General features: G+C 50.4%; 19 protein-coding genes and 1 pseudogene. 13 read left to right on the top strand and 7 right to left on the bottom strand.

Annotated elements, in window-relative coordinates:
* Positions 1-5: 5 nt before the first annotated feature.
* Both ON064_RS07805 and ON064_RS07800 read left to right on the top strand, forming a co-directional pair.
* Positions 6-460 (top strand): annotated as a pseudogene (locus tag ON064_RS07805) (tRNA (cytidine(34)-2'-O)-methyltransferase).
* A 321-nt stretch (positions 461-781) separates the two neighbouring features.
* Positions 782-1,090: a hypothetical protein gene (locus tag ON064_RS07800; RefSeq protein WP_101189917.1), complete on the top strand. Its 309-nt coding sequence runs from the start codon at positions 782-784 to the stop codon at positions 1,088-1,090.
* Positions 1,091-1,217: 127 nt separating this feature from the next.
* On the opposite strand, the gene ON064_RS07795 is transcribed toward ON064_RS07800, so the two are convergent.
* Positions 1,218-2,519 (bottom strand): NCS2 family permease, encoded by a 1,302-nt coding sequence (locus ON064_RS07795; RefSeq protein WP_211653654.1) that lies wholly within the window; start codon positions 2,517-2,519, stop codon positions 1,218-1,220.
* A 156-nt stretch (positions 2,520-2,675) separates the two neighbouring features.
* Between ON064_RS07795 and ON064_RS07790 the strand changes: the two genes are divergently transcribed.
* Entirely contained in the window at positions 2,676-3,506 is an 831-nt protein-coding gene (locus ON064_RS07790; RefSeq protein WP_274624321.1) for an aldo/keto reductase, read from the top strand.
* A gap of 38 nt (positions 3,507-3,544) precedes the next feature.
* Here ON064_RS07790 and ON064_RS07785 read toward each other — a convergent pair whose 3' ends face one another.
* Genes ON064_RS07785 through ON064_RS07775 form a run of 3 tightly spaced genes read right to left on the bottom strand, consistent with a single transcriptional unit; the run spans position 3,545 to position 5,341 of the window.
* Positions 3,545-4,390 carry an RluA family pseudouridine synthase gene (locus ON064_RS07785; RefSeq protein ID WP_274624320.1) on the bottom strand — a complete coding sequence of 282 codons (846 nt, stop codon included), beginning with the start codon at positions 4,388-4,390 and terminating at the stop codon, positions 3,545-3,547.
* Between the two features lie 53 nt (positions 4,391-4,443).
* A complete protein-coding gene (locus ON064_RS07780; protein ID WP_058381324.1) occupies positions 4,444-4,914 on the bottom strand; it encodes a thioredoxin family protein in 471 nt (156 codons plus the stop codon).
* A 1-nt stretch (position 4,915) separates the two neighbouring features.
* Complete coding sequence (locus tag ON064_RS07775; protein WP_274624319.1) at positions 4,916-5,341, bottom strand: disulfide oxidoreductase; 426 nt, start codon at positions 5,339-5,341, stop codon at positions 4,916-4,918.
* Positions 5,342-5,473: 132 nt separating this feature from the next.
* On the opposite strand from ON064_RS07775, the gene ON064_RS07770 reads away from it, so the two are divergent.
* From ON064_RS07770 to ON064_RS07755, 4 genes are all read left to right on the top strand, one after another.
* On the top strand, positions 5,474-7,018 hold the full coding sequence (locus tag ON064_RS07770) for a carbon-nitrogen hydrolase family protein (RefSeq protein ID WP_121301389.1): 1,545 nt from the start codon (positions 5,474-5,476) through the stop codon (positions 7,016-7,018).
* 75 nt (positions 7,019-7,093) lie between these two features.
* A complete protein-coding gene (locus ON064_RS07765) occupies positions 7,094-8,794 on the top strand; it encodes a phospho-sugar mutase (protein ID WP_274624318.1) in 1,701 nt (566 codons plus the stop codon).
* 94 nt (positions 8,795-8,888) lie between these two features.
* Positions 8,889-9,998, top strand: coding sequence for a GAF domain-containing sensor histidine kinase (locus tag ON064_RS07760; protein ID WP_274624317.1), 1,110 nt, complete (start codon positions 8,889-8,891; stop codon positions 9,996-9,998).
* Between the two features lie 12 nt (positions 9,999-10,010).
* Complete coding sequence (locus ON064_RS07755; protein WP_121301386.1) at positions 10,011-10,646, top strand: response regulator transcription factor; 636 nt, start codon at positions 10,011-10,013, stop codon at positions 10,644-10,646.
* Positions 10,647-10,687: 41 nt separating this feature from the next.
* On the opposite strand, the gene rsgA is transcribed toward ON064_RS07755, so the two are convergent.
* Positions 10,688-11,743, bottom strand: a complete 1,056-nt coding sequence (gene rsgA, locus ON064_RS07750; protein ID WP_274624316.1) for a ribosome small subunit-dependent GTPase A — start codon at positions 11,741-11,743, stop codon at positions 10,688-10,690.
* A gap of 390 nt (positions 11,744-12,133) precedes the next feature.
* Between rsgA and ON064_RS07745 the strand changes: the two genes are divergently transcribed.
* From ON064_RS07745 to ON064_RS07735, 3 genes are all read left to right on the top strand, one after another.
* Complete coding sequence (locus ON064_RS07745) at positions 12,134-13,444, top strand: DUF2254 domain-containing protein (protein ID WP_274624315.1); 1,311 nt, start codon at positions 12,134-12,136, stop codon at positions 13,442-13,444.
* 50 nt (positions 13,445-13,494) lie between these two features.
* Complete coding sequence (locus ON064_RS07740; protein ID WP_274624314.1) at positions 13,495-14,553, top strand: mechanosensitive ion channel family protein; 1,059 nt, start codon at positions 13,495-13,497, stop codon at positions 14,551-14,553.
* Between the two features lie 318 nt (positions 14,554-14,871).
* Positions 14,872-15,045 carry a hypothetical protein gene (locus ON064_RS07735; RefSeq protein WP_274624313.1) on the top strand — a complete coding sequence of 58 codons (174 nt, stop codon included), beginning with the start codon at positions 14,872-14,874 and terminating at the stop codon, positions 15,043-15,045.
* Positions 15,046-15,129: 84 nt separating this feature from the next.
* On the opposite strand, the gene ON064_RS07730 is transcribed toward ON064_RS07735, so the two are convergent.
* The gene (locus tag ON064_RS07730; RefSeq protein ID WP_342455321.1) at positions 15,130-15,972 is read right to left on the bottom strand and encodes a cation diffusion facilitator family transporter; all 843 of its coding nucleotides are present in this window, start codon (positions 15,970-15,972) and stop codon (positions 15,130-15,132) included.
* 109 nt (positions 15,973-16,081) lie between these two features.
* Positions 16,082-17,398, bottom strand: coding sequence for a hemolysin family protein (locus ON064_RS07725; RefSeq protein WP_274624312.1), 1,317 nt, complete (start codon positions 17,396-17,398; stop codon positions 16,082-16,084).
* A 235-nt stretch (positions 17,399-17,633) separates the two neighbouring features.
* On the opposite strand from ON064_RS07725, the gene chrA reads away from it, so the two are divergent.
* From chrA to kynB, 3 genes are read left to right on the top strand one after another with little or no spacing between them, the layout of a single operon-like run.
* The gene (gene chrA / locus ON064_RS07720) at positions 17,634-18,842 is read left to right on the top strand and encodes a chromate efflux transporter (RefSeq protein ID WP_407951600.1); all 1,209 of its coding nucleotides are present in this window, start codon (positions 17,634-17,636) and stop codon (positions 18,840-18,842) included.
* A 17-nt stretch (positions 18,843-18,859) separates the two neighbouring features.
* Positions 18,860-20,113, top strand: a complete 1,254-nt coding sequence (gene kynU, locus ON064_RS07715) for a kynureninase (protein WP_407951599.1) — start codon at positions 18,860-18,862, stop codon at positions 20,111-20,113.
* The gene (gene kynB / locus ON064_RS07710) at positions 20,114-20,737 is read left to right on the top strand and encodes an arylformamidase (RefSeq protein WP_274624310.1); all 624 of its coding nucleotides are present in this window, start codon (positions 20,114-20,116) and stop codon (positions 20,735-20,737) included.
* The last annotated feature ends 8 nt before the right edge of the window (positions 20,738-20,745 follow it).

The raw sequence follows: 20,745 nt of genomic DNA, 5'->3' as shown, positions 1-20,745 counted from the left end.
GAAACTTGGGAATACACATTGTGTTATATCAGCCATTAATTCCGGCGAATACCGGGAACATTGCACGCTCTTGTGCGGGCACAGGCGTGAGCTCGGATTTTCAACGGACGATAAAATGCTCAAACGGGCCGGGCTCGATTATTGGGAGCACGTGGACATTCATTACCACGATGGACTCGATGAGTTGTTTGCAGCTTACCCTGACGGCAAATACCATTACATCACCAAGTTTGGCACGAAGACATACAGTTCGTTCGATTTTTCGGATACCGGGGAAGATTATTTCTTCGTCTTCGGTCAGGAGACAAAGGGCTTGCCGAGGGAATTGATTGATGCCAACTTAGACCGTTGTTTGCGCATTCCGATGAATGAACATATCCGTTCACTTAATTTGTCGAACACGGCAGCGATCTTGATGTATGAAGCGCTGCGCCAACAGGATTTTCCGAATTTGAAATAAACGACAAAAAAGGACAGCGCGTGGGCGCTGTCCTTTTGCATTTCACATTATTGTCTTTTGTCTGTGCCTGGTTTGTCATCGTATCCAGCAGTGAAGATAGCTACCAAAAACGATACACAAATCCCCAAGATTAAGATCAAGTTCATGAATGACGACCTCCTTGAAATTTGCATCTGTGTTTAGTATAGCGTACCATCGGGAAAAATGAAATATGGAACCCACTCGAAAATATGGACATTTTCCGTCCATCCGAAAAACGTGAAACTTTTTTGGATGTGATGCGTATATAGGGGTAGGAAGAAAAGGAAGGGATGAACTGATATGAAAATGAAGACATCCGTTGCACTGCTTTGGATTACGGGTCTTGCGGAGGCATTTCTGGCCATTCCGTTCATCGGGGGCGGATTTGTGATTTCTGCAGGCTATGCACCGCTCGGCATCATGTTCGTGCTGCATGCCATTACGTTGTTCTTTTGCTTTAAAGAGTATTCGCCGAAGTTCGGCTCGATTCTGGGGATCATTACAAGTGCACTCGCTTGGATTCCGTTGATCGGCTGGGCACTGCACTTATTGACAGCAATCGTGCTATTGCTCTCAGCAGCCATGTCCGGTCGTTCAGCTAGAGTCTAACAAGAAAAGCACCGAGAAATCGGTGTTTTTTTGTGGGCAAATGTAAAGACGATGAAAATTGGTTTGTAAGCGGCGCTTTCGTTTAAGGCGCAAAAAATCCCCTGCATAGAAGAATGCAGGGGACTTTTTAATGCGGTGCAATGAGAATCTGGATTGTGAACAGCACAGCAAAAATATAAAGAATCGGGTGGACGGCTTTCCATTTGCCTTTGAAAATTTTCATCAGCGGGTAAGAGATGAACCCGAGTGCGATGCCGGTTGCGATGCTTGAGGTGAGCGGCATGGCGAGAACGATCAGGAACGCCGGGAACGCTTCATCGAATTGATCCCAGTCGATTTGCTTGACGGCGCCGATCATTAAGCTGCCGACGATGATGAGAGCGGGAGCGGTGATGGCGGCGACGCCAGAAAGCGAGCCGACAAGCGGCCCGAAAAAGGCGGCTGCGATGAACAGGATGGCGACGGTCAAAGTCGTGAGCCCCGTGCGTCCGCCTGCAGCGACGCCGGCGGAAGATTCGACATAAGCGCTGGTCGGGCTTGTGCCGACCATGGCGCCTGCACTGGCAGCGACAGAATCAGCGAGGAGCGCCTGGCGCACGCGCGGCATTTTATTGTCTTTCATGAGCCCTGCTTGTTTTGCGACACCGATCATCGTTCCAGTCGTGTCGAACAGCGTGACGAGCAGGAACGAGAACACCACACCGTACAGCCCGAATTCGGCGACCAGCAGGAACGCTTCGATGGGATTCCAGACGATGATGCCTTCCGGAAGCGATGGCAACTTCATGAAGCCTTCCGCAAATGTCAATTGGCCGGTGAAGAAAGCAATGATACCCGTTGCGATCATTCCGAAGAAAATCCCGCCGTGAATGTTCAAGGACATGAAGATAAGCGTGATTGCGAGCCCTGCGAGCGTTAATGCGACAGGCGGCGAAGTCAAGTCGCCAAGCCCCACGAGATTCGCTTCATTGGCGACGATCAATCCACTGAGGCGCATTCCGATAAAGGCGATGAACAAGCCGATGCCTGCCGTGATGGCATGTTTCAAGTTTTCCGGAATGGCTTCGATGAGGATTTTGCGCATCGAGGTTAATGACAGTGCGACAAACAGCAATCCGGAAACGAAGACTGCAGCAAAAGCGGTTGTATAATCAATGGCACCGTCAGAAGCGAGCACCATAGAGGTGAAATATGCGTTAAGCCCCATGCCCGGAGCGATGGCGATCGGGTAATTGGCGAGCAAGGCCATCCATAATGTGCCGATAACCGCTGCTATGATGGTGGCAAGAAAAACCTGGTCGAACGGAACGCCGGCAGCACCTAAAATCACCGGGTTGACGATGACGATATATGCCATCGTCAGGAACGTTGTCATACCGGCTGTAATCTCGGTTCTGACGTCAGTTCCGTGTTCTTTTAACTGAAACATGGAATATCCTCCTTATAAACACGAACATTTTAAACAACACGTTTAATAATATTCGTTTTTAATATCGGATGCAAGAGCTTTTCTCAATCTGGTGGCGAATAGTCGAAATTCCTTTCGACAATTTGTACAATGAAAAAGAACAGGAGGAGAATTTTTATGAATCTGACGATTGAATCAACAAAAACCTTACATAATGGAGTGGAAATGCCGCGTTTTGGCCTTGGCGTCTACAAGATGACCGATAAAGAAGCAGCGGTCGAAGCGATGGTAAAAGCGATCCAAACAGGTTATAAAGCGATCGATACTGCTACAGTGTATGACAACGAAGCAGAGGTCGGGGAAGCAATCCGCGCAGGAGGCGTGCCGCGTGAGGAGCTGTTCATCACGTCGAAAGTATGGAATACCGACCAGGGTTACGACCAGACCTTACGTGCATTCGAAGCTTCACTGAAACGGCTGGATATGGACTATCTGGATCTGTATTTGACGCATTGGGCAATTCCCGATACGTTCGAGGAAACGTACCGTGCGATCGAGCGGCTCTATGATGAAAAATTGATCCGTGCTGCCGGCGTTTCCAACCATCAGCAGCATCATCTGGAGAAGATTTTGGCCAAGGCCAACACGAAACCGATGGTCAACCAGATCGAGTTGCATCCGCAATTGACGCAGGAGTCATTGCGCGAATTTTGTGCGGCACAAGACATTGCGGTCACTTCCTGGTCGCCGCTTGCGAGAGGGCGCCTGCTCGAAGATCCGGTGCTGTCGGAAATCGGCGAAAAGCACGGGAAATCCATCGCGCAGACGATCATTCGCTGGCATCTCCAGAATGACTTGATCGTCATCCCGAAATCGGTGACGCCGTCGCGCATTGTTGAAAATGCCGATGTTTTTGATTTTGAATTAAGTGAAGAAGAGATGAAACAGATTTCAGCGCTCAACCAGGATTGGCGGAGCGGAACCCATCCGGACGAAATCAAGGTTTAATAAAAAAAGGCCAGCGAATGGGTTCGCTGGCCTTTTGGTTATTGTTTTGCTTCGATATCGATTTGCTGACCGGTAAATGGGTGTTTAAACGCGATGCGGAAAGCATGCAGGAAGTATTCGCCGTCTTCAGTCGGCGGCCCTCCGTACAATTCATCGCCGATGATCGGGTGCTTGACGTGCGACAAATGGGCGCGGATTTGATGCGTGCGCCCAGTCTCCAAAGTTAAGTGAAGCAGCGAGCGGCCATCTGCGCGGTTGATGACCTGGTAATGGGTGACGGCGCTTTGCCCGTTCGGTGATACGCGGCGGCGCGTAGCATGATGGCGGTCGCGGCCGAGCGGGAAGTCGAGCGTCCCGGATTGCCCGCGGACCAAGCCTTTGACGAGTGCTTCGTATTCACGCTGCACAAGCTTTTGTTCAACCATCCGGTCCATGACATTTTTGGCGATGGGGTGTTTGGCCAATAGCAACACGCCGGAAGTGCCTTGATCCAGCCGGTGGATATGTTCGATATACGAACCGCCGGATTGCTGGACGTAAGCCATCAAGCCGTTGATGAACGTATCATCCTGGTGGTTATCATTCGGGTGGGTGGCGAGCCCTTTCGGTTTATTGGCGATGATGAAATGCTCGTCTTCAAATAAAATCTCAGGTTCGATCGACGCGTTCGAGCGGTATGGCGACTCGGCTTGTGGGATAGTAACCATCAATTGCGTCCCTTTGTCGAGCGGTTCCTGCCAGCGGGGTTCTGTGCCGTCTTCAAGACGGACGCCTTTGGCCATGCGCAGTTCGTGCACGGTCTTTTTTCCGAGTCCCCATTCGTTTTTCAATAAGTCCGTAACAGTCATGCCTTGTTCCGGGATTTGGTAAGTCCAATTCATCATACAGTCCTCCATAAAAACGGGATCATGCGCGCGGCACATGATCCCGTTTCAGTTTATTTTTTCACGACTTCCTGGAAAAATTGTTCGATATTCTCTTTCGGCTGTGCGCCTGTCCAGCGGGCAACTTCCTGACCGTCTTCGTAATGGACCAGTGTCGGTGTCGCTTCGAGTGCATAATCAGACCAGCCTTGCTCAAATTCGAGCAGGTTGTACTGCAGTACATCGACTTCCATATCATCTGCAACAGGCATCAAGATTGGCGTTGTCTGCTGGCAGAATTGGCAAGTCGGGCTAAAGAAATAAACAGTCGTTGGCTCTCCGCTTTGGATCTGTTCATTTACGTCTTCTGGCAATGCGATGTTCTGATAGTTTTCGTCATCGAGCTGATCGATGGTGGCCGGATTCAGATCATCCGTGCCGTATGGATTGTCCGCCAGTTTCTCGTCTTGCGATTGATTGGTCAAGAAGACGATCAACGCAAAGATGGCAAGCACGACGCCGGCGATAATCAGCAATTTTTTCATCTTATTGTTCCTCCTTCAATGATTTCCACAGATAAACACTCGTTCCGGCAATCAAAGCGAATGCGATGAGTGCAAGAAACGGGATGGTGATGAATCCGAGGTAATTGATATATTCCCCTGTGCATGGGACTTGCCCGCATGATGGTGCGGAATCCGACAAGAACCGGAGTTTTTGGATGCCGTAATGATACAGCGAAACCGAGCCGCCAATTACGGATAGCACGAGCGTAGTCATGGCGATGCGCGAATTTTTCTGCACATAGGCAACGCCGAGCACAAAGACGAGGGGATACATGAAGATGCGCTGCACCCAGCACAGCTCACACGGGGCATACCCGCGTACCTGGGAAAAATACAGCGAGCCAAGTGTCGCAACCAGGGACACCGCCCACATGAACAGCAAACTGTTTTCTTGACGCTTCGTCATCTTTTGACCCTCTTTTCCGGAAAGCTTTCCTTTTGAAGTATAATTCTTAACACCATACAAGTAAAATAATATCAACAACTGAGCGGATGGGCTATAATTAACTTTGAAACTTTTGTGAAGGAGCGCGGTAACGTGGCAGAACAATTCGATTTATCCCATTTTGAAAAAAGCATGATCATCCGTGAGATGAGCTATGCTGATATACCTGCCATTCTGGAAATGCAGCAGCTTTGCTTTCCGGGTATGGAACCTTGGAAAGAAGAGCAGCTTAGAAGCCATTTAGGCGTTTTTGCACAAGGGCAGATCGTCGCGGAACTTGACGGCAAAGTAATCGGCTCTTGCTCGAGCCTATTGATCAATTTCGACGAATACGATGACCGCCATACGTGGGACGATGTCACAGACGGCGGCTATATAACGAACCATAACCAGGACGGTTACAATATGTACGGCATCGAAGTCATGGTGCATCCCGAATACCGCCGCATGCAAGTCGGGCAGCGTTTGTACGAAGCGCGCAAAGAACTGGCGCGTGAATTGAATCTGAAATCGATCATCATCGGCGGACGCATCCCGAACTACCATAAACACGCAGACGAAATGTCGCCGCGTGAATACGTCGATTCGGTGTCACGCCATAAAATCTATGATCCGGTGCTAACGTTCCAATTGATGAACGGTTTCCAGCTCATGCGGATCAACCCGGGCTATTTACAGGATGATAAAGCATCGGGTAAATACGCAACGCTGATGGAATGGAACAATGTCGACTACAAGCCGATCTCCAAGCGCCATTTCAAGACGAGTTTGCCTGTGCGCATCTGCGTCGTCCAATACTTGATGCGTGCCATTAATTCATTCGACGATTTGGCAAACCAGGTCGAGTATTTTGTCGACGTGGCTTCTGATGCGCATTCGGATTTCGTCGTGTTCCCGGAAATTTTCACGACGCAATTGATGTCGTTCTTGAATGAACCATCGCCGAGCCAAGCCGTCCGCAAATTGACGGAATTCACGCCGCAATACATTGAGCTATTCACGGACCTCGCTGTTCGCTATAACGTCAACATCATCGGCGGGTCGCATTTCGTCAAGGAAGAAAATGATGAGATTTACAACATCGCATATTTGTTCCGTCGCGATGGTTCGATCGATAAACAGTACAAGATCCACATCACGCCGAACGAACGTAAATGGTGGGGCATTTCAGCAGGCGACTCTGTGCGCGTCTTCGATACGGATTGCGGCAAAATCGCCATCCAAATCTGTTACGACATCGAGTTCCCGGAACTGGCCCGCATCGCGACCGATATGGGCGCCAACATCATCTTCTCGCCGTTTTGTACGGAAGACCGCCAAGGCTATTTGCGCGTGCGTTATTGTGCACAAGCCCGTGCGGTCGAGAACCAGATCTACACGGTCATTTCCGGAACGGTCGGAAACTTGCCGCAAACAGAAAACATGGATATCCAGTATGCCCAATCCGGCATCTTCGCACCAAGCGACTTCGAATTCGCACGTGACGGAATAGTCGGCGAAACCAATCCGAACCTGGAAATGGTATTGATCGGGGATGTCGACCTTGAAATCCTCAGACGCCAGCGCCAAGACGGCACCGTCAAGCAATTGAAGGACCGCCGCCATGACGTCTACCGTGTTGAATATAAACAAGATTAACTCCAGCCGCTCCGAATCGGGGCGGCTTTTTTGTGGGAAATTTGGTAAACTGATAAGTAATTGGAGGGATGAACCATGACATGGAAACAGCGAATGCAAAAATGGCTCGGACACGAGGGGCTAGATACGAATACGAAACAGCAGCTGCAATTATTATCGGAAGACGAGCAGCTGGCAGAAGATGCGTTTTATCAGGACTTGGTATTCGGAACAGGTGGGATGCGCGGTGAAATCGGCCCAGGCACGAACCGCATGAACGTCTATACCGTCAGAAAAGCGTCAAAAGGAATTGCCGATTATATTGAAAGCTTCGGGGAACAGGCGATGAAGCGCGGCGTGGCGATTGCGTTCGACAGCCGCCGCATGTCTCCGGAATTTGCCGAAGAAGCGGCACGTACATTTGCAGCTGCGGGCATCCGTGCTTATGTGTACGAATCTACGCGTACAACGCCGCAATTATCGTTCACGGTGCGCGAACTGAATGCCTTCATGGGCATCGTCATCACAGCAAGCCACAACCCGCCTGAATACAATGGCTATAAAGTATACGGCGAAGACGGCGCGCAATTGGATCTTGAAGCGGCGGACCAGGTCATCGGATTTGTTAGCCGAGTGGAAGATGAACTCGCAATCGAAAATGATGAGTATGATTCCTCCTTATTGGAAATTCTCGGTGAACAGCTTGACCGCGCTTATATCGACCAGGTATTGACGGTGCAGGAAACAAGCGTCGAGCCGATTAGCGTCGTCTTTACGCCGCTCCACGGGGCATCAGGCGCGACCGTCCGCCGGGTGTTTGACGAAGCCGGCTATAGCGGCGTGAATTATGTCGAAGAACAAATGGCGCCGGACGGTGAGTTTCCGACGGTGGAATCCCCGAACCCGGAAGAATCATCGGCGTTTGACCTCGCCCGAAAATACGGTGAAGAGCAGACCGCAGATCTATTGATTGCCATCGACCCGGACGGCGACCGTGTCGGCGCGGCAGTTTGGACGGGTACGCAATACGAATTGTTGACCGGCAACCAAACTGGCGGCATCTTGCTGGAATATTTATTGAGCCAGAAAAAAGCCAAAGGCGAACTGCCGGAAGACGGACGCATTTTCAAGACCATCGTCACTTCCGGATTCGGGGAAGCGGTCGCTAGAAGCTATGGGGTAGAGAGCGAAGATGTGTTGACAGGCTTTAAATTCATCGGCGAAAAATTGCGTGAAAACGACGTCCAGCATGAATTCACCTTCTTGTTCGGCTACGAAGAAAGCTACGGCTATTTGATCCGCGATTTTGCACGTGATAAAGATGCCGTTCAAGCGACATTGCTACTGGTCGAAGCGGCTGCCTTCTATAAGAAGCAAGGCAAAAATCTGTACGGCGTATTGAATGAATTATATGAACGCCACGGCTTCTACCGGGAATTGCTTGTTTCGGTGACGAAAAAAGGCATCGAAGGGGCACGTGAAATCACGCAGCTGCTCGATGGCATGCGCACAGCGCCGCCGCAATCCATTGCCGGCATCGCGGTCGAAAAAATCGAAGACTACGACAGCCGGACACGGACGCTTGTCGATATGGGGACGAGCGAAGCGATCGTCTTGCCACAATCAAATGTTTTGAAATACTTCTTGTCGGATGGTTCGTGGGTCTGCGTGCGCCCAAGCGGCACCGAGCCGAAAGTGAAATACTATTTCGGCGTCAAAGCCACAACCCAGCAGGAAAGTGACGAAAAGCTTGAACTATTGAAAGAATCATTTCTCGACATCGTTGCGAATCGGTGAAAAAAGCTCCCCATAGAGGGAGCTTTTTCATTCGAAAGAATGAGGCAAACGCCGGTTCTTATCGTTACAATAGCAACTAGGAGGGATCAGCCCCATGGTGCCTGAACAGCATTCGGATGTCATTTTACTGAAAGAGATCGCAGAGTTGTTGAACGAAGAAACGAATATGGAGCGCATGCTCGGCGGGGCGATCGACAAACTGCTGCAAAACTCCAATTTTGAAACGGCCTGGATCTTTTTCATCGATGAAAAAGGCAAGCACAGGCTTGTGGCGCAGGCCAATTTGCCGGATGCGCTCGAGGAGCGGGATTGCCGCCATTTGACGAAAGGCGGCTGCTGGTGCGTCAAGCGCTACCACGACGGCGATTTGGAAAAGGCGTCGAATATCATCGCTTGCCAGCGCATCGAAAACGCCAAGGCGGCACATGGCAAAATCGGCAATATTTCGCATCACGCGACTGTACCATTGCAATCCGGCAAAGAAAAATTCGGCTTGCTCAATATCGCTGCGGCCGATACGGTGCGCTTTTCAAAAGACGAACTGGCCTTACTGGAATCGGTAGCTTTCCAGATCGGCTCCGCCATCAAACGCATCGTCCTGACCAAGCAGGAACAGGAATTGGCACTCGTCAAAGAGCGCAACAGGCTCGCGCGGGATTTGCACGATTCCGTCAATCAGCTGTTGTTCTCGGTCACGTTGACGGCGAGGGGCGGCATTGAAATGGCGGAAGACGAAGCGCAAAAAAGCACATTCCGCGACATCCAGCATCTCAGCCAGGAAGCGCTCAATGAAATGAGGGCGCTGATTTGGCAATTGCGGCCGAAAGGGCTGGAAAGCGGTTTGATCGACGCGATCAAAGCGTACGGAGAAATGCTCGGGCTGTCGATGGAAACGAAAGTGACCGGCGTGATCCAATTGCCGTCACGAACGGAAGAGACTTTATTCCGCATTGCCCAGGAAGCGCTGAATAATGTTCGTAAACATGCAGGCACAAGCTCCGCCCAAATCTATGTAACGATTACGCCGACAGATGTCCTCTTGGTTATCAAGGACGAGGGACTCGGGTTTTCCCCAGCACACGGCGCGATCCCATCGATCGGCATACAGAGCATTCGCGACCGGGCGCAGGCAGAAGGCGGCACGGCCGATTGGTCGAGCGAAATAAGCAAAGGAACGGAAATCCTTGTACGGATTCCGTATTAAAGGAGTGTCACGATGAGAGTATTGATTGCGGATGATCATCACGTAGTAAGAAGAGGGCTGCTGTTTTTCCTGAAAACCCAAAAGGACATTGAAGTGGTCGGGGAGGCTGCGAACGGTGTTGAAGCTGTCGAAATGGCAGGCGAGCTGCAGCCGGATATCGTCTTGATGGATCTCGTCATGCCGGAAATGGACGGCATCCAGGCGACCCGGAAAATCAAAGAGTCTCATCCGGATATCATCGTGTTGATGCTCACGAGCTTTTCCGACCGCGATCACATCCTGCCGGCGATCGAAGCAGGGGCTGCAGGCTATCAGCTGAAAGACATCGAACCGGATGAATTGGTGGAATCGCTGCGCAGCTTGATGCGCGGGGAGAACACGCTGCATCCGAAAGCTTCGTCGGAATTGGCGAAAGCGCCGGAAGACCCGCCGCCGCATGTGTTGCATCCTTTGACACCTCGGGAAGCAGAAGTACTCGCGGAATTGACCAAGGGCAAAAGTAACCGCGAAGTGGCGTCCGCTTTATTCGTGACGGAGAAGACGGTGAAAACACATATTTCCAATATCTTCATCAAGCTTGAAGTCCAGGACCGGACGCAAGCGGCGCTTTACGCCGTCAAGCACGGGTTGACGGAATACGCCAATTGAAAACATTAAAAAAGCCTGCCGGATGAAAATCCGGCAGGTTATTATCTTTTCTTAACAGGGCGGCTGCGGTATTCTTTCGTGCGCTGTTTCCATACTGCGCGTTCTGCCTGTTGTTTGGCAGCATCACTTTTTCGTTCGATATAGTCGAGCTCACGCAGCAATTTCAAATAGCTTGTGTAGCGGTCTTCCGGCAATTCGCCAGAAGCGAGTGCGGATTGGATGCGGCAGCCGGGTTCTTGTTGGTGGCTGCAATCGCGGAAACGGCATTCGGCAGCGAAGCTTGTGATGTCCTGGAAGCTAGACTCAAGTCCGTCGGCAGAATCGGCCAGCTGGAATTCACGCATGCCCGGCGTGTCGATCAATAAACCGCCGCCCGGCAGCAGCACGAGTTCGCGGTGGGTCGTCGTGTGCCGCCCTTTGCTGTCGTCTTCGCGAATGTCCTGCACCGCCATTTTATCGCTCTGGGTTAAGGCGTTGATGAGCGATGATTTGCCGACCCCTGAAGAACCGAGCAGAGCGCCTGTTTTTCCGTCCGTTAAATAGCGACCAAAGGCCTCCATGCCAGCCCCGGTCAAGGCCGACACGGCAAACACATCGATGCCAAATGCAGTAGCGGCGACTTCTTTCAAGTAAACTGCAGGGTCTTCGCATTGATCGCTTTTCGTCAACACGACGACTGGCATGGCGCCTGAATCCCAAGCGGCGACCATATAACGTTCAAGGCGCCGGACATTAAAATCGTGATTGAGCGACATGACCAGGAAGACGTAATCGAGGTTGACGGCAATGGTCTGCATCTCGGACGTTTCCCCGGCCGCTTTTCGGGTGAAGTGCGATGTTCTCGGCAGGAGCTGGTGGATGATGCCTTTGTCTTCTCCAGGCATTTGCTCCAGCGCCACCCAATCTCCGACACTCGGGAATTCATCGCGGCTGTGGCTATGGCGGTAATTTCCGGATAAAGTAGCCGGCCATTCACCGAAATCGGTCATGACGCGGTAGCCGCTTTTATGTTCGAGAATGACGCGGCCTGGTATTTTGTGTTCAGGCAATGCTTGTGCGAATGATTCATTCCATCCGTATTGTTCGATAATTGACAATGTAATTTCCTCCTATAAAAACGCATAATAAAAAACCATGGCTGCAATGATGCCTGCCATGGTCTCCGCGCATAGGAAAGAAACGTATCGTCAGCGATACACAGAGGGAGACATCACAGCAAACATCATTAAGTTACGGGTTGCACGAACTGAAATTGTCACCATACTGCCTCACCTCTTTCCATTAGTAAAGCTAATGATAATGGGAAATGAAGTCGAGGTCAACATTTTTTTGAGAGTATTTTGACAATAGCATCCAGCCGTAAGGGTTTGTCCCCTAATCGTCTCCACTTGCTTCAATAAAAGGGCAGTGTGATATAGTACCAGCGTTTGCCCCAAATGGAATAGGGGAACAGGGGAATAGGCCATCATTCTTTTAGGGGGGAAGTCATGAAAAAAGTCTTTTACAATTGGCGGGAAAAACTGTGGGTGACCCCTGCTATCTATAGCTTCCTTGCCGTATTATTGTCCATTGCGTTCTTTTATGTGGATTTATTGGTCATACAGCAATACCGTGAATTTATCCCGGACATCCTGTTGACGAATGTGCAATTAGCCCAAACAATCATGGGGGCGCTTGCAGGTGCGCTGTTGACGATGACGACGTTTACATTTTCTACGATTCTCGTTGTATTGACGATGTATTCTTCCCAGTTTTCGCCGAGAACATTAAAAAACTTCGTCCATGATCGCCTGACATGGCGTGTGTTAGGGGTGTTTTTAGGCGGGTTCATTTACAATACGCTGTCGCTGATGTTCATGCGGGACGCGCTTTACACCCACGATGTCATCTCGACCTTTGTCGGCATCGTCATCGCCTTTTTCTGTTTATCGACTTTTGCTTATTTTATCCACCATATCGCCACGAATGTGCAGGTCGAGAAGTTGATTGAAGAGCTTGAGCAAGATGCCGAACGGATTATCGATAGCTATAGTGAAAAACAACAGCAAGATATGGAAATCGAATCGGAATGGAATCCTGATGGTTTTGCCAAAATGATTGTTGCCGAAAACGATGGGTATATCCAGTTCTTGTATTTTGACAAGTTGACGGAATATGCGGTGGAGCACAATCTGGAAGTCGAAATTCTTCATGGCATCGGTTCATATGTCCATGAAGAGACAGCTTTATTCCGTGTTTATCAGCGTGAGCAGGAAGAGATTAACCTGCATCGTTTCATCACCATCGGTACCGAACGGACGACCGATCAAGATCTTGATTTCGCCATACAAAAAATGGTCGAAGTGGCGCTGCGGGCGATTTCCCCAGGCATCAACGACCCGAATACAGCGAATGGCATCATCATCCGGATCGGACGGCTGCTCGGTAAATTAAGCCATCTCGAGACGGGAGCCATCACCATCCGGGACGAAGAGCAAAGAGGCCGCGTGCGCTATCCGTTCTTCACATTCCCGCATTTTCTTTACTTGACGTTCCATCAACTGATCCATTACGGAAAAGAAGATGTGTCGGTTGTGGCCGCTATCCTTGAATCTTTGACAAACGCTGCGCAATTATCGGATGCTGCGCATCACGAGGCCATTTGGGAAACACAGCTGCACGTGCTTGAACATTTGAAGGGTTCGCCCTTTAAACGTCTGGACCGCAGATACATCCAAGGAAAATTGGATGCGTTGGCAAAAACGGTGGATCGCCGGCCGGCTCTGCTCAGCGATTACCTGCTGGAGCAGGAAGCATGATGAGCACCAGCATCTGATGGTTCATGGTGCTGCCTGTGAAGGAGGGACTTATGCAAAATCTGCAATTATTTGAAGGCATCGGCGTTCTGAGGAATTTATCGGTCACTGAGTTTTTCTTGTTCTTTGTTTATTTATTGTTGATACTCATCGGAAAATGGATTGCCCAAGCCGTGCTGAAACGGATCGTGACGCATGATGGCTATCAAGAGCGGATTTATCCGATTCTTGAAGATGTTCTGAATTGGATTGCCTTTTACGGCAGCATTATGCTGTTCCTGTTTTATTTCGGACAGGAAGAATGGTTGAGGACGCCTTTTTACGAAACGGAAGGGGTCGACGTCTCCATTTTGCTGATTGTCGTCGCCATCATGATCATTACGTTTTCGAGCCGTGTCGTCAAGGCGTTCAATAGTTTTGTCATGCCTTATGTCTACGGCCAATTTGATGTGGAACTGGGCATGAGCTATACGATCAACCGGCTCATTTACTATGCCGTGATGTTCCTGGCGATTGCAGTCAGCTTTACGCTCGTTGGGTTGGATCTGCGGGCAGTCGGCATTGTCTTCAGTGTGCTCGGGATTGGCATCGGTTTCGGCGTCCGAAATATCGCCGCGAACTTTGTCTCAGGCATCATTATTTTATTTGAACGGCCGATGGAAGTTGGGGAAATGGTCGAAATCGACAAGAAAATCGGGCGCATCACGAAAATCAAATTGCGCTCGACGATCGTTGAAACAAATAAAGACGGGACGCTCGTCGTACCGAACCAGTACTTTATTGAACAGATCGTCAAAAACCGGTCTGGCGCAAGGCTGTTCGCGCGTGTGGTCGTCAGTGTCGAGTACGGCTGTGATACGGAGTTGGTTTCGAAATTACTGGTACAAGCTGCGGAACAAGAAATTACAAAAATCGACGGTGTGCCTGATGAAAAGCCTGACGCCCAGTTCATCGATTTCCGCAATTCCTCGATGGATTTCCAAGTGGAAGCGCGCGTCTTGAATGTCGAAACGAAAGACCGCTTAGAAAGCCGGATCCGCCATGGCATCGCTGCCTTGTTTGTAGAACATGGCATTCGCCTCGCGTCTTTACCAGGAGAAAGAATAGAATAAAAGTACGGAAAAACGCCTGATCTCAGAAGATCAGGCGTTTTGAATTCGCCACCCGCCGCTTCGACGCGGCGAGCTAAGTCGTTGTGCATTTCAAAAATCCGGCCGCTGGAGAATTCGATCATGTCGCCGTCGCGGAAATAATAGGCGACCGACTCGATCGAATTGGTCCCGTCTTGTTTTTGAAGCCGTTCTTCGACCCTTTCAAACTCTTCCCATGTATAGCTGGAGGAAGTGAAGGAGAGAGGCGGGTTGTACGTGAAGCCGTCAGTGGTCATATAGTAATAATCACCGAGAGAAAAAGCGATCGACACGAGCCCGATGACGGCAACAGCGCCAGACAATAGCCAGGATTTCAACGGGCGTTCAATCAGCGCCGCTATGAACAATGAGGCCGCTAGCAATACCATGCCCGCACCGCCAAGCACAAGCGACCAGAACGATGTGCCGACGATTTCTGCCTCCGGTGTGATGGTGACGACTTTTGCCGGGTAGAACACGGCAGCTGGAACAAATAAAGCGGAAATAAGCAGAATGATGCCGAACGTAATCAAAATGATTTTTTTCTGATCGTAAAAATCAACCATCCTCTTCGTCCTCCTCTATCGAGTAATCCGGTTCTATATGTACGAGGACGACGCAATTTGGTTTCACTTTCTGGATTTTCCGTTCAATTTCTTCGGTGATCCAATGGCTTTCGACCACATTCAAATAAGGCGCGACGCTGACGGTCAAGTCGATGAACATGACATTTCCGTGTGTGCGCCCTTTGAAATCGCGCAGATCCAGTACGCCCGGCACGCGTCGAATGACAACCGAAAGCGATTCGACGGCTTCTTCATCAAACGCGTCGGTCAAGGTCAACACCGATTCGCGGAAAATATCCAAAGCCGTTTTGATGATGATGAGCCCGACGAGAAAGGCAGTGATCGAATCGATCAGCGGTGCCCCGAAGATGGCCCCGATGATGCCGATCCCGGCGCCGATGCTGACAAGCGCGTCCGAACGATTATCGTAGGCAGCGGCCCGGACAGCTGAACTTTTAATTTCGCGGCTCAACTTCAAGTTATAGCGGTAAACGCCATACATGATGGCTGCCGAGAAAAACGCGACGACAGCGGTCAGTGGGGAAGGCGGTTCGAGAGAAGGATTGAACACCGTCTTCACTGAATTCAACAGCACTTGAAGGCCGATGACAGCCATAATGAACGACGCCAATAGGGAAGCGATGGTCTCTGCTTTCAAATGGCCGTAGTGATGGTTGTCGTCCGGCGGTTTTTGGGAAATCCTCAATCCGATCAGCACAGCGACGGAAGCGACGATGTCGGTAACATTGTTCAATCCGTCCGCCTTTAGCGCTTCAGAGCCGCCCCAAAACCCGACGCCGAGTTTGAGGGAGCTTAAAAACAGATAAGTCCCGATGCTGAGCCAGGCGCAAGATTATCGTATAATTCCATTGCAATTCATCTCCAGATTGGATTGTGGGGAAAACGGAAACGACCCTCCAAAGAGGGCCGTATCGCAAATACTATTATACAGGAAGATCTTCAGCAGGTGCTTTTTGAACTTCTAAATAAAGGATATGATGGCCGTCGACTTCCTGAATGCGGAATTCATAGCCTTGTTCGATGATTTTCTGGCCTTCGACTGCATCGAAATGCATGTCCATAAACCAGCCTCCGATCGTATCGATGTCTTCCTCGTCGATGTGAATCCCAAGAATGGCGTTCACGGTATCAAGCAATAATTTGGCATTGAAAATATAATGGTCTTCGCCGAGCTTTTGGACGTCCGGCGCTTCGTCTACATCGAACTCATCCTGGATATCGCCGACGATTTCTTCGAGTATATCTTCAATGGTGACAAGCCCGGAAGTGCCACCGTATTCATCACGCAAAATGGCCATATGGATGCGTTCACGCTGGATTTTCAATAGTAACTCATTGACCGGCATCGTTTCGATGACTTGGATGACCGGCTGGATAAACGCAGATACCGGCAAATTCCCGGTGTCGCGGTTTTTCACGTAAGCGCTTAATAAATGCTTCATATTGACGACGCCAAGGACATGGTCTTTGCCGCCGTCCGTAATCGGATAACGCGTGAATTGCTCGATTCCGTCCAATGTAAATACTTCGCGCAAACTGACATCATGGGCGATCGTGCTCATTTCCATCCGCGGCACCATAATTTCTTTGGCAATGCGCTCATCGAATTCGAAGATGCGGTTGACGTAATCATATTCAGATACATTGATTTCACCGCTTTTCAAGCTTTCGGATAACAGCAATTTCAATTCTTCTTCGGTATGGCCCATTTCGCTGCGCGATAATTTTTGGATGCCAAACAAAGCCGATATCAAGCGGGCAATGGCGCTGAATAGGAAAATGAATGGAAACAAAAGGGCATAAGCAAAAGTAAGCGGTTTAGCAAGCAAGAGAATGACCTGTTCCGGATTGCGGATGGCAAAGGTCTTCGGAAACAGCTCTCCGAATATGACCAATAGCAAAGCTACCGCCAGAAATGCCGCCAAAAAGCTTATCCATCCAGCGCTTGCTGCTGGCAATCCGAGATTTTCGGCTATGGGCTGCACCGTTTCCTGTACGAGCGCGTGGCCAACCCAGCCGAGCCCAAGTACCGATAAAGCGATGCCCACTTGGCAGGCGAATAGATACGTATCGGCCTGCCCCGCAATTTTCACGGCGGCTTGTGCTTGTTTTTTATTATTGGCAATCGATTCATCAAGACGCGCCGTGCGGATATTGACGATTGCGTATTCGCATGCAGAAAAGAATGCGGCAGAACCGATCAAAGCGGCGATCGCCGCAATTCGTAAAGGTATGTCCAAATGACTCCTTTGCGCCGGTCCTGTTAAGGAAGGACGCAAAGTTTGCACCTCCTGAAAATGAAAGATGGTAGAAATGAAGGCGATTCCCGCTAGCAAATGCATAGCATATTCATGGGTGGGATCCGGTCCCTTTTGTGGCAGGTAGAGCTTTTTAAAAGTATACCACCAAAAAGACTAATTATTCAGTAAAAAATATTTACATGGATTTAATATTGAAACATATAAGCAAACCTTTATGATAGAGAAGAATCCAAAAGAGAAAGGGAGATGGATAGTGAATCGAAAAGAACGCTGGATGGAAATCCTGAAAGCTTCGACCAAGCTAGGCTTGACCTCGTTTGGCGGGCCGGCTGCCCATATCGGCTATTTCCGGGATGAATATGTACATAGAAGAAAATGGTTAGACGATAAAGCGTATGCAGACTTGGTGGCATTGTGCCAATTCTTGCCGGGCCCTGCAAGTTCACAAGTCGGCATCTCGATCGGCATGCTGCGCGGAGGGATTATGGGCGGATTTTTATCCTGGCTCGGGTTTACTTTGCCTTCTGTCGTCGCCTTGATGATTTTCGCCATGCTGATCAGCAGCGGTTCGGTCGACATTGCTTGGCTGCAAGGCTTGAAGATCGTCGCAGTGGCGGTCGTCGCGCATGCCTTGCTCGGCATGGGGAAATCACTGACACCGGATGTGCAGCGGTTGATGATTGCCTTTGGTGCGGCCATCGCCATTTTGCTGGTGCCGACTGCCTGGGCGCAAATCGTCGTCATTCTGTTGACGGGCGTCATCGGGTTTTTATTGTACCGGAGGGAACAAGCGCCTGAGGCCGTCAAGCTCGCCTTGACCTTCGGCAAAAAGACCGGTCTCGCCGCGTGGGGGATTTTCGGGGCATTGTTGATCGGCTTGCCGCTTGTGCGCCCATTCATCGAATCGAGCGCATTCGCGATTTTTGATATTTTCTATCGCGTCGGTGCGATCGTCTTTGGCGGGGGCCATGTTGTCTTGCCGATGCTCGAGCGTGAAGTCGTGCCTGAATGGATGACGGCAGACGCCTTCATCGCCGGATACGGTGCGGCACAGGCTGTTCCGGGGCCATTGTTTACTTTGTCTGCTTATTTGGGTCAATTGATGAATGGGGCTGAGGGCGTATTGATCGCCGTCATCGCGATGTTCTTGCCGTCATTCCTATTGGTCATCGGGACCTTGCCGTTTTGGAGCGTCATCCGCACGAAACCTGGCATTCAAGCAGCCTTAAAAGGCATCAATGCCGGTGTTGTCGGCATTTTGCTTGCGGCGCTGTATGATCCGGTTTTCACTTCTGCAATTCAGGGGCCGGTTGACTTCGCCATTGCGATTGCCGCCTTCGGAATGTTAGTCTATTTGAAACTGGCTCCGTGGAAAGTCGTCTTGATTACGGCGCTTCTCGGTGCGCTGGCTTATGCTCTATAGAAATGGAGAGATGAGATTTGGATACGGCAATGCAGAAAGACCAACAAGATCCGTTGGCTAAATTCAAAGAACAGTTTTTTGTAGAACCAGGAACCATTTACATGGACGGGAATTCACTTGGCCTGATGTCAAAACGTGCTGAAGCAAAGCTGATTGCGCTTATGGACAGCTGGAAACAATTCGGCATCGAAGGCTGGACAGAAGGCGAGCATCCGTGGTTTACGCTGGCAGAGACGCTGAGCGAGAAAGCGGCGCCTTTGTTCGGGGCCGAAGCACATGAAGTGATGGTCACCGGCTCGATCACGTCGAATATCCATCAGATGCTGTCAACAGTCTATGCGCCGACAGATGAACGTTTTGTCATTTTGGTCGACGAGCTGAATTTTCCGTCTGACATTTATGCAGTAGAGAGCCATTTGCGCCTGCGCGGGCAAGATCCGGCAATCGCAATGCGCAAAGTACCAAGCCGCGACGGCTATACGCTCGAGCTGGAAGATATTTTAGCGGAAATGAAAGACGATGTTGCGGTCTTGTTGCTGCCGTCGGTCCTTTACCGAAGCGGGCAATTGCTGCCGATCCGTGACATTACACAAGCTGCACATAAGCACAACATCATCGCAGGATTCGACTTGGCTCACTCGGCAGGCGCCATGCCGCATAATTTGCATGCGGACGGCGTGGATTTCGCTGTGTGGTGCCATTATAAATACATGAATTCAGGGCCGGGCGGGACAGGCGGCTTGTATTTGCATGAGAGACATCACGGTTTAAATCCAGGGATAGCCGGCTGGTTCGGTTCTGACAAGGCGAAGCAATTCGACATGGACCATAGTTTCACGAAGGCTGAAGGCGCGGGTGCTTATCAGGTCGGCACGCCGAATATTTTCAGCATGGCACCGCTGATTGGCAGCCTGGAATTGTTCGAAGAAGCAGGGATCGGTGAGATCCGCAACAAATCGCTGGAGTTGACGACGATGCTGCGCGAAAGGCTTGCGGCTCTCGTGCCTTCTTTAATAGACGTCACGCCAAAAGCGGATGAGCAGCGCGGAGGCCATATCGCACTCGCGCACCCGGAAGCGGCGCGTATCTGCAAAGCCTTGAAAAAAGCAGGAATCGTCCCAGATTTCCGTGCGCCAGATATAATCCGCCTTGCGCCGATCGCTTTCTACACGAGCTTTGAAGATGTGGAGAAAGTAGCGCTCGCCTTGCAGGATATTATCGAGCACGAACTTTATAAAGAATTCAGCAACGAACGAAATGTGGTGGCGTAAATGGCAAAATCGATCATAGACATTTCGATGGCGCTGGACAGTTCTACTCCGGAATGGCCGGGGGATACGCCGTTTTCCTATCGATTATCGGTCACGAAACAGCAAAGCGGTTCGGTGAATATCGGCGAACTCAAGTCAAGCACGCATATTGGCACGCATATTGACGCGCCGTTCCATTATGATGAAAATGGCTTGAAAACTGACGAATTGCCGCTTGAGGTATATTTGACGACAGCCCAAGTGATGGACGTGTCAGGTCTGGAACAAGTGCAGCTGGATGATCTGGATGAGCTTGCGCAAGGTGTCAATGCCGTCCTGTTAAAGACGGCCGCGTGGCAAGACCGCAGCGCGTTTCCTGAAGCTTGGCCGGTATTCGACCCGGCGATCGCCGAATGGATGAAAGACAAGGGCATCCGGCTGCTCGGTGTCGATGTACCGTCTGTCGATCCTGAGACGAGCAAGGAGCTGCCGATGCATCATGCAATGAACCGCAATCAGCGTTTCATCTTGGAAGGCATTGTGCTAGATGATGTCGTAGCGGGTGTCTACGAACTGGCTGCATTGCCTTTGAAGATCCGCGGCGGAGAAGGCAGCCCTGTTCGTGCAGTGTTGTATAAAGAATAAAGAAAAGG

This window comes from Planococcus sp. A6 (assembly GCF_028823615.1).
Lineage (GTDB): Bacteria > Bacillota > Bacilli > Bacillales_A > Planococcaceae > Planococcus.
The sequence above is the reverse complement of the archived record's forward strand: the minus strand, read 5'-3'. Positions and strand labels throughout refer to the sequence as shown.

Bases quoted from the DNA above. Each gene is read 5' to 3' on its own strand.
- ON064_RS07775 (WP_274624319.1), bottom strand. From the start codon at position 5,341: ATGACGAAGCGTCAAGAAAACAGTTTGCTGTTCATGTGGGCGGTGTCC.
- ON064_RS07765 (WP_274624318.1), top strand. From the start codon at position 7,094: ATGACATGGAAACAGCGAATGCAAAAATGGCTCGGACACGAGGGGCTA.
- ON064_RS07740 (WP_274624314.1), top strand. From the start codon at position 13,495: ATGCAAAATCTGCAATTATTTGAAGGCATCGGCGTTCTGAGGAATTTA.
- ON064_RS07795 (WP_211653654.1), bottom strand. From the start codon at position 2,519: ATGTTTCAGTTAAAAGAACACGGAACTGACGTCAGAACCGAGATTACA.
- ON064_RS07790 (WP_274624321.1), top strand. From the start codon at position 2,676: ATGAATCTGACGATTGAATCAACAAAAACCTTACATAATGGAGTGGAA.
- ON064_RS07735 (WP_274624313.1), top strand. From the start codon at position 14,872: ATGACGGCAACAGCGCCAGACAATAGCCAGGATTTCAACGGGCGTTCA.
- ON064_RS07800 (WP_101189917.1), top strand. From the start codon at position 782: ATGAAAATGAAGACATCCGTTGCACTGCTTTGGATTACGGGTCTTGCG.
- kynB (WP_274624310.1), top strand. From the start codon at position 20,114: ATGGCAAAATCGATCATAGACATTTCGATGGCGCTGGACAGTTCTACT.
- ON064_RS07760 (WP_274624317.1), top strand. From the start codon at position 8,889: ATGGTGCCTGAACAGCATTCGGATGTCATTTTACTGAAAGAGATCGCA.
- ON064_RS07785 (WP_274624320.1), bottom strand. From the start codon at position 4,390: ATGATGAATTGGACTTACCAAATCCCGGAACAAGGCATGACTGTTACG.
- ON064_RS07745 (WP_274624315.1), top strand. From the start codon at position 12,134: ATGAAAAAAGTCTTTTACAATTGGCGGGAAAAACTGTGGGTGACCCCT.
- ON064_RS07755 (WP_121301386.1), top strand. From the start codon at position 10,011: ATGAGAGTATTGATTGCGGATGATCATCACGTAGTAAGAAGAGGGCTG.
- ON064_RS07780 (WP_058381324.1), bottom strand. From the start codon at position 4,914: ATGAAAAAATTGCTGATTATCGCCGGCGTCGTGCTTGCCATCTTTGCG.
- chrA (WP_407951600.1), top strand. From the start codon at position 17,634: ATGATAGAGAAGAATCCAAAAGAGAAAGGGAGATGGATAGTGAATCGA.